21 protein-coding genes are annotated in these 11,222 nt (G+C 48.2%); 19 read left to right on the top strand and 2 right to left on the bottom strand.

All coding sequences use genetic code 11. The annotated features are described in order from the left end of the window. Positions 1–36: 36 nt before the first annotated feature. Genes NSQ72_RS15950 through nrdE form a run of 9 tightly spaced genes read left to right on the top strand, consistent with a single transcriptional unit; the run spans position 37 to position 4,093 of the window. Positions 37–291, top strand: coding sequence for a hypothetical protein (locus NSQ72_RS15950; protein ID WP_341084586.1), 255 nt, complete (start codon positions 37–39; stop codon positions 289–291). Further along, positions 292–609 (top strand): ImmA/IrrE family metallo-endopeptidase, encoded by a 318-nt coding sequence (locus tag NSQ72_RS15945; RefSeq protein ID WP_341084585.1) that lies wholly within the window; start codon positions 292–294, stop codon positions 607–609. It abuts the gene before it with no gap. Then, positions 602–955, top strand: a complete 354-nt coding sequence (locus tag NSQ72_RS15940) for a hypothetical protein (RefSeq protein WP_341084584.1) — start codon at positions 602–604, stop codon at positions 953–955. The genes NSQ72_RS15945 and NSQ72_RS15940 overlap by 8 nt, the downstream gene beginning before the upstream one ends. Before the next feature lie 2 nt (positions 956–957). Continuing rightward, entirely contained in the window at positions 958–1,161 is a 204-nt protein-coding gene (locus NSQ72_RS15935; RefSeq protein ID WP_341084583.1) for a hypothetical protein, read from the top strand. Next, positions 1,158–1,325 carry a hypothetical protein gene (locus NSQ72_RS15930; protein ID WP_341084580.1) on the top strand — a complete coding sequence of 56 codons (168 nt, stop codon included), beginning with the start codon at positions 1,158–1,160 and terminating at the stop codon, positions 1,323–1,325. The genes NSQ72_RS15935 and NSQ72_RS15930 overlap by 4 nt, the downstream gene beginning before the upstream one ends. Next, positions 1,322–1,495: a hypothetical protein gene (locus tag NSQ72_RS15925; protein WP_341084578.1), complete on the top strand. Its 174-nt coding sequence runs from the start codon at positions 1,322–1,324 to the stop codon at positions 1,493–1,495. Before NSQ72_RS15930 ends, NSQ72_RS15925 begins: the two co-directional genes overlap by 4 nt. Continuing rightward, complete coding sequence (locus NSQ72_RS15920; protein WP_165783676.1) at positions 1,492–1,656, top strand: hypothetical protein; 165 nt, start codon at positions 1,492–1,494, stop codon at positions 1,654–1,656. The genes NSQ72_RS15925 and NSQ72_RS15920 overlap by 4 nt, the downstream gene beginning before the upstream one ends. Continuing rightward, complete coding sequence (gene nrdI, locus NSQ72_RS15915; protein WP_341084576.1) at positions 1,653–2,009, top strand: class Ib ribonucleoside-diphosphate reductase assembly flavoprotein NrdI; 357 nt, start codon at positions 1,653–1,655, stop codon at positions 2,007–2,009. The genes NSQ72_RS15920 and nrdI overlap by 4 nt, the downstream gene beginning before the upstream one ends. Further along, positions 2,006–4,093, top strand: a complete 2,088-nt coding sequence (gene nrdE, locus NSQ72_RS15910; RefSeq protein ID WP_445285748.1) for a class 1b ribonucleoside-diphosphate reductase subunit alpha — start codon at positions 2,006–2,008, stop codon at positions 4,091–4,093. The genes nrdI and nrdE overlap by 4 nt, the downstream gene beginning before the upstream one ends. On the opposite strand, the gene NSQ72_RS15905 is transcribed toward nrdE, so the two are convergent. After that, positions 4,076–4,405, bottom strand: coding sequence for a hypothetical protein (locus NSQ72_RS15905; RefSeq protein ID WP_268475203.1), 330 nt, complete (start codon positions 4,403–4,405; stop codon positions 4,076–4,078). The two genes, nrdE and NSQ72_RS15905, sit on opposite strands and share 18 nt — an antisense overlap. 93 nt (positions 4,406–4,498) lie before the next feature. Here NSQ72_RS15905 and nrdF point away from each other — a divergent pair, with 93 nt between their 5' ends. The 10 genes from nrdF (at position 4,499) to NSQ72_RS15860 (ending at position 10,866) form a co-directional block, all read left to right on the top strand. Continuing rightward, a complete protein-coding gene (nrdF, locus tag NSQ72_RS15900; protein WP_341084573.1) occupies positions 4,499–5,473 on the top strand; it encodes a class 1b ribonucleoside-diphosphate reductase subunit beta in 975 nt (324 codons plus the stop codon). Between the two features lie 626 nt (positions 5,474–6,099). After that, positions 6,100–6,480 (top strand): DUF7448 domain-containing protein, encoded by a 381-nt coding sequence (locus NSQ72_RS15895; protein ID WP_341084572.1) that lies wholly within the window; start codon positions 6,100–6,102, stop codon positions 6,478–6,480. Beyond that, positions 6,477–7,001: a dUTP diphosphatase gene (locus NSQ72_RS15890; protein WP_341084571.1), complete on the top strand. Its 525-nt coding sequence runs from the start codon at positions 6,477–6,479 to the stop codon at positions 6,999–7,001. The genes NSQ72_RS15895 and NSQ72_RS15890 overlap by 4 nt, the downstream gene beginning before the upstream one ends. Beyond that, positions 6,998–7,318 carry a hypothetical protein gene (locus NSQ72_RS15885; RefSeq protein ID WP_341084570.1) on the top strand — a complete coding sequence of 107 codons (321 nt, stop codon included), beginning with the start codon at positions 6,998–7,000 and terminating at the stop codon, positions 7,316–7,318. The genes NSQ72_RS15890 and NSQ72_RS15885 overlap by 4 nt, the downstream gene beginning before the upstream one ends. Continuing rightward, on the top strand, positions 7,315–7,536 hold the full coding sequence (locus tag NSQ72_RS15880) for a hypothetical protein (RefSeq protein WP_341084568.1): 222 nt from the start codon (positions 7,315–7,317) through the stop codon (positions 7,534–7,536). Before NSQ72_RS15885 ends, NSQ72_RS15880 begins: the two co-directional genes overlap by 4 nt. A gap of 15 nt (positions 7,537–7,551) precedes the next feature. Continuing rightward, positions 7,552–8,358 carry an FAD-dependent thymidylate synthase gene (gene thyX, locus NSQ72_RS15875; RefSeq protein WP_445285757.1) on the top strand — a complete coding sequence of 269 codons (807 nt, stop codon included), beginning with the start codon at positions 7,552–7,554 and terminating at the stop codon, positions 8,356–8,358. 490 nt (positions 8,359–8,848) lie between these two features. Beyond that, complete coding sequence (locus NSQ72_RS19370; protein WP_445285756.1) at positions 8,849–9,133, top strand: 3D domain-containing protein; 285 nt, start codon at positions 8,849–8,851, stop codon at positions 9,131–9,133. 13 nt (positions 9,134–9,146) lie between these two features. Beyond that, positions 9,147–9,650, top strand: coding sequence for a SprT-like domain-containing protein (locus tag NSQ72_RS15870; protein WP_341084565.1), 504 nt, complete (start codon positions 9,147–9,149; stop codon positions 9,648–9,650). Beyond that, the gene (locus NSQ72_RS15865; RefSeq protein ID WP_341084564.1) at positions 9,647–10,309 is read left to right on the top strand and encodes a hypothetical protein; all 663 of its coding nucleotides are present in this window, start codon (positions 9,647–9,649) and stop codon (positions 10,307–10,309) included. Before NSQ72_RS15870 ends, NSQ72_RS15865 begins: the two co-directional genes overlap by 4 nt. After that, a complete protein-coding gene (locus tag NSQ72_RS15860) occupies positions 10,306–10,866 on the top strand; it encodes a dephospho-CoA kinase (RefSeq protein ID WP_341084563.1) in 561 nt (186 codons plus the stop codon). The genes NSQ72_RS15865 and NSQ72_RS15860 overlap by 4 nt, the downstream gene beginning before the upstream one ends. On the opposite strand, the gene NSQ72_RS15855 is transcribed toward NSQ72_RS15860, so the two are convergent. Continuing rightward, complete coding sequence (locus NSQ72_RS15855) at positions 10,845–11,219, bottom strand: hypothetical protein (protein ID WP_341084561.1); 375 nt, start codon at positions 11,217–11,219, stop codon at positions 10,845–10,847. The two genes, NSQ72_RS15860 and NSQ72_RS15855, sit on opposite strands and share 22 nt — an antisense overlap. Between the last annotated feature and the right edge of the window lie 3 nt (positions 11,220–11,222).

Here is an 11,222-nt window from a genome sequence, read left to right as displayed (position 1 = left end):
TACGACCGACTATAAAATCGATATGGAGTGATTCGGATGGATAAGCACGACGAGTACGCAATCAAAATTGCAGGCGCATTGGAGGAAGTTTTCCACGAAGAATCCGAGCATTTTATTGCGGAATTAAAGAACGTCGACTTAACGGAATTCTTTACGGCTGCAAGCACGGCTCTCGGAGTCATGTATAACCACTATACAGGCGACCATAAGAACTCGATTGAATTTACGCACGTACTTAACGGATTGGCGGTTCGGAAAGCGATCGAGAGTGCAACGAAGGAGGCGAAGTAGATGATAGACGGTAAGGTATTTCGTGTTGGCGGCGTTGATTACTCCGTTGAATTAGTACCCGAACTGCATAGACTTCATCAGTTATGGGGCCAGGTTACCTATCAAGATACGAGTATTCAGATCGAAAAAGAGTTATCACCTACACGAACGAATAACGTTTTAATCCACGAATTGACACACGCAGTATTTAATGAAGCCGGTTTTATGACGCAAGATGAAGACGTAGTCAACCGAGTTGCTTCGGTTCTACACGCACTTCTTCGCGATAATGATTTCTCATTTATCCGAGAAACTAAGGAGGCGGGCGCAAATGGATAAAGCGATGGCTTACATCGACAAATTGGCCGCAAAGCTCGGAGTGGCGGCGGAACATGTTTACGGGGTGCTCGTTAAGCAGGCGGTAGTTGAGGGTGCTACAAAGATAGGAGTCGCAGTTATATTTGCGCTTGTGGCCGTAGCAATTTCGATAATTATTATTCGGGTATTGAAAAGAACCGATAACAAAGTAACAAACGAGATATTTGACGGTATTGTGTGGGGCATTATTATCGGTGTGGTTTTGTTAGTTCTTTCGATTATCATCGCTTCAAGTGGAATCAAAGCGGTTCTCAATCCGGAATACTACGCAATCAAAGAAATCCTCGACACGATCGGAGGTAAATAACGATGGAATACGGAGACATTTTCGTTGCACCAATCGCAAATTTACTCGACATGAAGCGGCGTCTTGAATCGGATCTAGGCGACCATGAATACACACTGAGTCGGCTTGAACTGAAACGTGTTGAAACGGAAATCGAACGTGACCGGACGGTGGCTAGGATTGCGGAATTAGAAGCGGAAATTGAACGGAGAGGTGGACGCGGATGACGGATATTAACGATGCTATTTTTGCCAAGGCGATGGAAGCAGCGACTAAAGTTTTCGGCGCAGATCCGGCATACTTTGGCGAGGAAGGAAGCGCAGAGGTTGAACGGCAGTTAAATAAGTTAGGGCGGAGTATGGACGATATCAGAAAGGGTGCTCGCGGATGAGAAAATACGAAGATATGGAAGCGGAACTTTTCGAATTATACGACTTGGTTGAGGTTACCGAAAATAAAATCGACGACTTAGAAGGCGAGCTCAACTATCTGAACGAAAAAGTCGATGCTCTCGAATCTGAATTGGCGGCATTAGACGTCGAGGCTGGTGAAGACGAATGATTACGTACGTAGCGCTATTCAGCCTCGCGATTCTCATTATATTTGTAGGCGGCACAAAGGCGAAGACGTTCGAAGAAATCACGACGAAAATCGCCGGCCTCGTTTTATTGATCATTCCTACTGCGGTGCTATTAGCGTACGCGACCGGAGTTCAGCCGTGAACGTATATTTCTACTCGCTGACGGGGAACGTGCGGCGGTTCATCGCTAAGACCGGACTAGGCGGTCAGGCACGCGAAGTCAAGACGGGCGAGGTCGTCGAGGAACCGTTCGTGCTCGTAACGCCGACTTACGACTTCGGACAGCCGCCCGCAACGGTAAGCGAATGGCTTAAGGATAACGGCGATTGGATGGTCGGAGTGGCTGCGTCAGGCAATCGTGCTTGGGGAGACGGCTTTGGCGCGGCTGCCGACGTTATTGCGACGCTTTACGACGTGCCGGTGATCGGCAAATTCGAATTAGCAGGGACGGAAGAGGACGTTAGATTATTCACGGAAAGGGTGAAGGCGCTTTGAAGAGACACATCGAGTTAAATAACGAAATTATGATTCAAAAAGACGGACGGTTTCAATTCGAGAAAGACGGAGAAGCCGTCCGTGCTTATTTTATAGACTACGTAAATCAAAACACCGTATTTTTCCACGACTTACGCGAGAAGCTCGACTACCTACGCGATAACGATTACTACGAGACGGAGTTCCTAGACGCTTATACATTCGAGGAAATCAAAGCGGTCTATAAAACGGCCTATGCCGCCAAGTTCCGATTCCCTTCGTTCATGAGCGCGTTTAAGTTTTACAATGACTACGCGCTGAAGACGAACGACCGCAAAAAGATTCTCGAACGCTACGAAGATCGCATCGCTTGCTGTGCGCTGTACTTCGGAAAAGGTGACGGAGCCAAAGCGATAGAGTTTGCGAAACTAATGATCCGCCAGGAATACCAGCCGGCGACTCCTACGTTCCTAAACGCCGGACGCAAACGTAGAGGCGAGATGGTGTCGTGTTTCCTGCTCGAAGTTAACGATTCGCTGAACGATATCTCGCGCGCAATCGACATTTCAATGCAGTTATCGAAGTCGGGCGGAGGCGTATCGCTTAACCTCTCGAAGATTCGCGCAAAAGGCGAGGCGATCAAGGACGTTGCCGGAGCGACAAAAGGCGTAGTTGGCGTAATGAAGCTGCTCGATAATGCGTTCCGATATGCGGATCAGATGGGCCAGCGGCAAGGTGCGGGTGCTGCGTATCTAAACGTATTCCACGCGGACATAAACGATTTCTTAGATACGAAGAAAATCTCGGCTGATGAAGACGTCCGCGTCAAAACGCTATCTATCGGTGTCGTTGTGCCAGATAAGTTCATTGAATTAGCGCGAGAAGATCGTCCGACTTACGTTTTCTACCCACACACGGTCTACAAAGCATACGGCACGCATCTTGACGAGATGGATATCGGCGCAATGTACGATGAACTCGTAAATAATCCGGCGGTACGTAAAGAACGGATTAACCCGCGTCAGTTGCTCGAAAAAATGGCCGTGCTGCGTTCCGAGTCGGGGTATCCGTATATGATGTTTCAAGATAACGTTAACCGTGAACATGCGTTGAATCATATTAGCCGTGTTAAATTCTCTAATCTCTGTTCTGAGGTGCTTCAGAGCAGTAAAGTATCGCAGTACACCGACTACGGCGAACCGGACGATATCGGCTTAGATATTTCGTGCAATCTCGGCTCTCTTAATATCGCGAATGTAATGGCGGGCGGCTCGATCGAGAACGCCGTCAAATTGGCCGTCGATGCGCTTACGGTCGTCTCTGAATCTACGAATATTAAAAACGCGCCAGCCGTCGCAAAGGCTAACCGTGAAATGCGTTCTATCGGACTCGGCGCAATGAACCTCCACGGCTATCTAGCGCAAAATGGCATCGCCTACGAATCGGAAGAAGCGCGTGACTTTGCTAACGTATTCTTCGCGACGGTTAATTACTGGACGCTGGTGCGTTCGAATGAATTGGCGCAGGAAACGGGATCAACGTTTGAAGGATACGAAGGATCAACGTATGCGAGCGGTGAGTATTTCGAGAAGTATTTCGAAGGGGATTACCGACCAAAAACGGATAAAGTGCGGGCGTTGTTTAAAGACGTCGTGATTCCAACGCCACTCGAATGGGAAGTCTTACGCGATAACGTAAATATACACGGCCTTTACCACGCCTATAGACTTGCGATTGCGCCTAACGGATCTATTTCGTATGTGCAATCGGCGACAGCTTCGGTCATGCCGATTATGGAGCGTATTGAGGAGCGGACTTACGGAAACTCGAAGACGTACTATCCAATGCCGGGTCTTTCAGCGCAAAACTGGTTCTTCTATAAAGAAGCATACGATATGGACATGTTTAAAGTGGTCGATATGATCGCAACGATTCAGCAGCACGTCGACCAAGGCATCTCATTTACGCTGTTTTTAAAAGATACGATGACGACGCGTGATCTGAATCGGATTGACCTATACGCGCACCACAAAGGCATTAAGACGCTGTATTATGCGCGCACTAAAGATACTGGGCAGGAAGGGTGTTTAAGTTGCGCTGTCTGAGAAGTAATTTACCATCTCGTTGTAAGAAGGCGCTTTTTTGTAAGTGAATATCCCGTTGTCATTTGCAATCTCTACTTCTTCCCAAGGGATTTCGCCGAACTTCTGCGCAATTGTCATTGGGTCGCCGCTTACCGGAAACGTGAACCCGATCCCCTTCTCTTTTGTGATCGCAATGTACGCTTTGTTTGACAGCGGACTATATATCATTGTGACCGCATGTTGGCTCTTTTGGATCGCGTCCGAACTAATAGCAGGCGGATATAAAAAAGTGTAATTACAGGGTGTAGTGGCTGGAAATGCATTTGTAATCATCAATACCAACTCCAATTCCAAGATTAGTTAATACCTGAGAACATTATACAACTTTGTCTATTTTGTTTAAACCAAAAAAAGGAGGACGAATAATTGACGACATTCACAGCGGCTAACTGGTCGCAATCAGACGATAATTTCACGGCCATGTTCTACGATCAGAACGTTAAGCAGTTTTGGCTGCCGGAGGAGATTTCGCTTAATGGCGATCTTCTCGCATGGCACGAACTAAAACCAGCCGAACGCGATACGTATATGAAAGTACTCGCCGGCCTGACGCTGCTAGATACGGAGCAAGGAAATACCGGAATGCCTGCGATCATGGCGCACGTAGACGGTCACCAACGCAAGGCCGTCCTTAATTTCATGGCGATGATGGAGAACGCAGTCCATGCGAAGTCCTATTCGAATATCTTTCTAACGCTGGCGCCTTCGGAAACGATTACGGCCGTCTTCGAATGGGTTAAAGAGAATCGGTATTTGCAGCGCAAAGCGAAGCTGATCACCGACCTTTATCGCGGTATTAAGGAAGGCGACGACATTTCGTTGTACAAAGCGATGGTGGCTTCGGTGTACCTCGAAAGTTTCCTATTCTATAGCGGTTTTTATTATCCGTTGTATTTCTACGGGCAGGGCCGTATGATGCAGAGCGGTGAGATCATCAACTTAATTATTCGTGATGAAGCGATCCACGGCGTCTATGTCGGTTTGCTTGCGCAGGAAATTTATAATCGTCAAACAGACGGCGTGAAAGCGGGCTTACACGAGTGGGCTGTCGGTTTGTTATCGGATCTATACGAAAACGAGGTCGCATATACAGACGATGTATATGGAGCGGTCGGATTGGCGCATGACGTTAAGGCATTCGTTCGATACAACGCGAATAAGGCGCTTATGAATCTCGGTTTTGAGGCGTATTTTCCGGATGAACTGGTCAATCCGATCGTGATTAACGGGTTGAGTACGAAGACGAAGGCACATGACTTCTTCTCAATGCAAGGGAACGGATATAAAAAGGCGACGGTCGAGGAACTTAAAGACGAAGATTTTTATTTTCCTGCCGATTAATGTCCAATACGAAAAGTTTATACGCAGTTATTAATGAAAGCAGAATAAATTCGGCTTATATTGCGCGGCTATTCTAAGCCGCGGGTATTATTACGTAGATACAACGCGAAGGAGCTGATCGTATGCGACAGACGATTAACCGAGGCGCTTTGCTTATAGCGTCAATCGTGCCGGCCTTTTGGTACGCACATGCAGCGGGCTTTTGGTGGTTCGTGGCGGCGGGTGTGCCGTTCTTACTATACGTAATGACGCTACCGTTTGAGGACGGTAAGAAGGCGGAGAAAAGTTGACAAAGTTTAATCGAGGTCAATTAGTCAGATGTCCGTATGAGGGCGGTAAATTGTACGCAGTAGTCGGGTACAATGCGGGCGGGAATATTGTTTTAATTCCGTTCGGTAGCGTGAATAAACGAGAGACCCGGGTAGTTAGGCATTCGGACGTGTGGTTATACGAAAAAAAAAGGGGGGGGCGAGTAGATGAAGGCACAAACTTCGATAGCTGTCGTAGTATTATTCGCGCAGTATCTAGACATAGCTAAACCGTCAATCATCGAGTCTATCCTCGTTCTTCTTACGTTGTTCGCCGGAATTCTAGCCGGTGCAAGTTTCCAAAAGGAGGGCGAGTAGATGAGCGCTATTGATGCAGAAGTATCCGACCTACTCGGTAAGACGCTTGTTGAGGTCACGCAGAGCGGAGACGACGAAATATTTTTCGATACAGAATGCGGAAAAGAGTACCGCATGTATCATTATCAGAACTGTTGCGAGGACGTCCATATAAACGATATTTGCGGAGACCTTTCCGATTTAATCGGTCATCCGTTGCTGATGGCGGAGGAAGTAACAAGCGAAGAAGAGCCGCCGGAAGAAGATCATCACGGATCATATACGTGGACTTTTTATAAGTTTGCGACCATCAAAGGCGACGTTACCATTCGTTGGTTCGGATCATCAAACGGACATTACTCGGAATCAGTCGATTTCGAACAATTGGAGGAATCGCAGTGAACGTAAATATTAAACGGCTATCAGCCGACGCAACTACGCCAACATACGCACATTCGACGGACGCCTGCTTCGATCTATACGCGGCGGAAGACGTTATTATCGAGCCGGGCGAGACGGCGCTTGTGCCAACTGGCCTCGCGTTCGAGATTCCGCCCGGCTACGAAATGCAGATTAGGCCGCGTTCGGGTATTACGCTGAAGACGCATCTACGCGTTCAATTAGGTACGGTAGATAGCGGATACGCGGGTGAGGTCGGCGTGATCGTGGATAATATTGCGAAAAACACCGCAGATAGAGGCGTTGTGGACGTTGATAAAACGTACCCTATTACACATATAGACGGATCAGCTTCGAAACTTGGCGTTTTCAATAATAACGCCATAATTAAGATCCGCAAAGGAGATCGCATTGCCCAAGCGGTCATTAAACCAGTAGAGCAAGCGACCTTTACGGTTGTGGATGCGTTGGAAGAAACGGAACGAGGTGCGGGCGGCTTCGGGAGTAGCGGGGTCGGGAAATGACGAAGTTGCCACTGAGAAAAAGCGGGAAGACGTTTGTTCATACCGAACGTTTCGAACTGATTTCGGAATACGCAGTCGATTTCATTGCGTTACGTGCAATCGTTTATAGAACGCCGATCAAGACGACCTTACGTTGGGCTAATAAAAACGTTAGCGGATTATGGGTAAACCTCGGATGGATAAACGAAGAGGAATACGATTCATTAGAACGAGCCGTCGCCGAAATGATCGTATATTACGAAAACGTTAGTAGAAACGAAGCAAAGCGGAAGTATAGAAGGATTGCGAAGACGGTCAAGGAGGCGGCCAATAAATGACGCAAATCTACGCGTGCTTCTTAAACGGAAAACTTTACGGAAAAGGCGATCTTCCCTATATAAACGACTTATTTCGTGATTGGGTCGTTTATTGCGAAATGTACGGAAAAGATGAAGCGACATTCCGAGTGACGACGGTTGAGAAAATGCGCGAAGTAATGTTAAAAGAGACCCTCGTAAATAACTACGAAGCCTTGAAACGAATGGAGGACGAATAAATGGCGGAAACCAAAATGAACGTGAAGTTACTCGCACATACGCAACTAAGCGATAAATTCTATCGATCACTAGACCACGGAAACTACGATGCTATTCTCGGTCGATGTGACGGCAACCATTTCGATGATTACGAAGCAACCGACGGCCAAGCGGTCGCCTTATCTTCGATTAGAACGTGCTACAGCGCAAACAAACCGTCCGAAATCGTAGCCAAAGAAGGCGCCAAGTATTTCGGCAACAGCGCATCAGACGGCGGCTTAGGCACTGACGCCGACCGACTATTCCGACAGATCGTCGCATCGAAACATACGTCGACCCTCGAACACCTAACGTTCACCTTTGCGATCGAAGGCGTCAGCCGCGCTTTATTGGCGCAGTTAACACGGCACCGCGCCGGCTTTAGCTTCAGCGTCCAATCACAGCGTTATGTACGATTAGGGAGCGATGATAGGTCGGGCGGATTCGATTACGTCGTTCCGGAAAAGGTTAAGTCCTGCTCGAAAAAGTTATCGTATTTTGCGGATGAGGATTTATGTACCGCAGAAGATGCGTTCAAGGTCGCTATGCAGGAAATTCAACGCATGTATGACGAACTTAGAAAGTTTGGAATTCCGGCAGAAGATGCGAGAGCCGTCCTACCGCAAGCCGCGTCTACCAATCTCGTAATGACCGTCAACCTACGCGCTCTACTAGACTTCTACGCTAAAAGACGGAAAGGTAACGGCGCACAGGCGGAAATCGCCGATCTAGCCGAAGCCTTACGCCGTGCCGTAACCGAAGTCGAGCCGTGGACTGCGCAATTCTTCGAGGGTGTGTCGTGATGAAATACGTAATACCGTACGACCATATTGCGGAAGAATACGTAACAGGCGGTAAGTCTCAATGGGAGTTTGAAAAAGTCAGAGATTGTGCGAACAAGTACCGATTGGAGCTATCGGATGATGATTTCTATAAATTTTTAAAACTATATAGGAGAGGTGTAGGTATAGATTGGATAATGTATCGGATGCGTGAATTAAATGAATCGTTTCTAGACGCTCTAGTATCCTACGTTACCTATTGATATTCGACTTTCCTGGAGGTGTTTGTATCGGATTCATAACGGAACTTACGATCGCGTGCGGCTTATTATGTACGCAGCAACCAGCGGCGGAAAATCCAGCGCCCATTTTAACGGCTGATCAAGCGGCCTTACAACGAGCTAACCAACGCATCAAGACGTTAGAGGGCGAAGTAAAGTCGCTTAAGAAGCCGACGAAGCACGTAGTTAAACGCAAGCAGAAAGCGCCAAAACTAGCGCAAACATACGAAGTGACTGCGTACACAAACGGTGCCGAGTCTACGGGCAAGTCAGCCGGCGACCCCGACTATGGCATCACGGCAAGCGGCACACGCACCAAGACCGGCCATACGATTGCTTGCCCGCCTTCAATGGCGTTTGGGACACGGCTGAACATCGAAGGCATCGGCGTCAGGACTTGCGAGGACCGAGGCGGCGCAATTACGGAAGGACATATCGACCTGTACGTTGCGGGCATTGCCGAGGCGCGTAGCTTCGGGCGTCAACGGCTGAAAGCGGAGATCATTACGAAATAGGGAGGCGCTATCTATGGCGGTATCAGTCGAGGAACTAATAACGGAAGCGGAACGGTTTCTAGCGGAGAACTACGACATGAAACTCGGTATTCCAATTAAACGCAATAATCGATTACGAAATACACTCGGCTGGTTTCAAAGCAGCGTTAAGGAAGGCGCCTTAGACATCGAAATTAATGGAAAGTTGATGGATTATGCTAGCAGATCGGAAGTTATCGACGTTTTACACCACGAATTAATACACTACGCGCTTTATTCATCAGGACGACCTTACAGAGACGGGTGTGTAGAGTTTGAAGCGGAGCTGAAAAAGCACGGCGTCAGTTCAACAGGAGTTCCGATTTTATATGGACCTATCGTTCGGTTTAATTGCGAAAAATGCGGAAAAAGCGCCTACACGGAAACAATGTCGGTATTACAGAAGCATGAGCGGTGTAAAACCCGATGTTGTAAGGCGAAATTAGTCAACGTTAGAAAAGACGTAATTTACGGAGATAAAAGGGAGGCGGCAGAATGATGCACGTATTAAAGGACGAAAAGCTCGGCGTTGATCGTGAATATGTTGCGGTGGATAGAAACGCGGAGGTTGGCGAGAAGATTTATACATTAGTAGACGGGGGCGGTTTTTACCGGAAAGATGAGTATGGTGTTGTCCATTGTTTAGGCGGCAACTGCGCACGCGCTAGATTTGAAAGCAACATTGATAACGAAATCTGGCTAATTAACCACGAAAATTACCACGTACTCGAACCGACCGACATCGTCCACATTGACGGTGAGCGCTACCGTTTAGAAGATCCGGAAAAGGACGCGATTAAATTCACTATGGAAATCGGCGGGAACCCTGTCAATATCGAGCCGTGGACTGCGTCGCATGTTCCTATTATTTCCGGTGGAGGCGTAACGTACAAACTAACGCCAGTCACCGATGATCGCGAGGAAGAGGAACCGCAAGAATCAGACGTCATCACCGTCCTTGCCAATCTAGGCGCAGAGGTGGCGGAATTAAAACGTACCGTAGCCCGCCATCAAGCGGAAATCAACGCCCTCCACGAAGATAAAGTCCGTCTAGGCGAACAGATCGCAAAGGTGGCGGCAGATATCGGTGGTAAAACGGAGCTATCCGGTGCCTTTATCGCGGAAGTCATCATCGCCTTAAAGAAGGCCGACCTATGAAACTCGCAATCACGGGTAAGCTAGGCGCCGGTAAGGACGTAGCCGTCGATTATCTCGTAGCCATGTACGAATTCTTTCCGTTCACGTTTTCCGCAAAAGGTAAGGCGCTCTTCTACGAACTGTTTCCGGAATTACGTGGCGACGCCAAACAGCGCCAGCCTATGCGTGATTTCATTAACGGAATCACCGAATTAGACGTACCTGGCGCTAAAGACGTATGGGTCGATTATTTGTTCCGCCGCATTGAAGACCACGATAAGCTGCGCTGCTGCCGAGATAGCCGCATATTGATCACGGACATTCGGAAGCCGGCTGAATACGAACGAGCCAAGGCGGAAGGGTTTAAGATTCTCCGCATTACGGCACCGTGCGAAACACGCATTGATCGCGCCAAACGACGCGGTGACAAGTTCAAGGCAGCCGACTTAAACCATCCGACAGAAACGGCGCTTGACGGCTTTGAAGTCGATTATGAAATCGTAAATGACGGTTCGCTCGACGACCTATATGCGCGACTAGACGAGATTATGGCCGATCAACTTAAAGAGAACGCGTAGGTACCTTTCGGATAGGCTAGATGCGGCTGCTTAGACGCCTCGCCATCACCGATCAAAAAGAAACGCAACGGAAGTTCTTGATCGTCTAGGCCGGCGTGCTGTAAAACACGGGCTGCCGACCAACTATAGGCGTCTTTACTAAATTTGAACGGCTTCACGTCGGCTCTTACCATTTCCGGCTTGGCCGCGACTAAGCACTTAGCTTCTGCGTCGTAACCAATCGTTAGCTGGAAGGGACTATTCGGCGGGATACCGATTAACTCCTTCGCGCCTTTATTGACGAAGATACGCTTCTGACTATCCAACGTTATGTAGGCGGTATTATTTACCGCGGAAATCCATTCTAAGGCCATGCA

The organism is Bacillus sp. FSL R5-0659 (assembly GCF_038008785.1).
Classification (GTDB): domain Bacteria; phylum Bacillota; class Bacilli; order Bacillales; family Bacillaceae; genus Bacillus; species Bacillus safensis.
The sequence above is the reverse complement of the archived record's forward strand: the minus strand, read 5'-3'. Positions and strand labels throughout refer to the sequence as shown.

Coding starts and splice junctions, on each gene's coding strand:
- NSQ72_RS15950 (WP_341084586.1), top strand. CDS start 37: ATGGATAAGCACGACGAGTACGCAATCAAAATTGCAGGCGCATTGGAG.
- NSQ72_RS15945 (WP_341084585.1), top strand. CDS start 292: ATGATAGACGGTAAGGTATTTCGTGTTGGCGGCGTTGATTACTCCGTT.
- NSQ72_RS15940 (WP_341084584.1), top strand. CDS start 602: ATGGATAAAGCGATGGCTTACATCGACAAATTGGCCGCAAAGCTCGGA.
- NSQ72_RS15935 (WP_341084583.1), top strand. CDS start 958: ATGGAATACGGAGACATTTTCGTTGCACCAATCGCAAATTTACTCGAC.
- NSQ72_RS15930 (WP_341084580.1), top strand. CDS start 1,158: ATGACGGATATTAACGATGCTATTTTTGCCAAGGCGATGGAAGCAGCG.
- NSQ72_RS15925 (WP_341084578.1), top strand. CDS start 1,322: ATGAGAAAATACGAAGATATGGAAGCGGAACTTTTCGAATTATACGAC.
- NSQ72_RS15920 (WP_165783676.1), top strand. CDS start 1,492: ATGATTACGTACGTAGCGCTATTCAGCCTCGCGATTCTCATTATATTT.
- NSQ72_RS15905 (WP_268475203.1), bottom strand. CDS start 4,405: ATGATTACAAATGCATTTCCAGCCACTACACCCTGTAATTACACTTTT.
- NSQ72_RS15895 (WP_341084572.1), top strand. CDS start 6,100: ATGAGCGCTATTGATGCAGAAGTATCCGACCTACTCGGTAAGACGCTT.
- NSQ72_RS15885 (WP_341084570.1), top strand. CDS start 6,998: ATGACGAAGTTGCCACTGAGAAAAAGCGGGAAGACGTTTGTTCATACC.
- NSQ72_RS15880 (WP_341084568.1), top strand. CDS start 7,315: ATGACGCAAATCTACGCGTGCTTCTTAAACGGAAAACTTTACGGAAAA.
- thyX (WP_445285757.1), top strand. CDS start 7,552: ATGAACGTGAAGTTACTCGCACATACGCAACTAAGCGATAAATTCTAT.
- NSQ72_RS15870 (WP_341084565.1), top strand. CDS start 9,147: ATGGCGGTATCAGTCGAGGAACTAATAACGGAAGCGGAACGGTTTCTA.
- NSQ72_RS15865 (WP_341084564.1), top strand. CDS start 9,647: ATGATGCACGTATTAAAGGACGAAAAGCTCGGCGTTGATCGTGAATAT.
- NSQ72_RS15860 (WP_341084563.1), top strand. CDS start 10,306: ATGAAACTCGCAATCACGGGTAAGCTAGGCGCCGGTAAGGACGTAGCC.
- NSQ72_RS15855 (WP_341084561.1), bottom strand. CDS start 11,219: ATGGCCTTAGAATGGATTTCCGCGGTAAATAATACCGCCTACATAACG.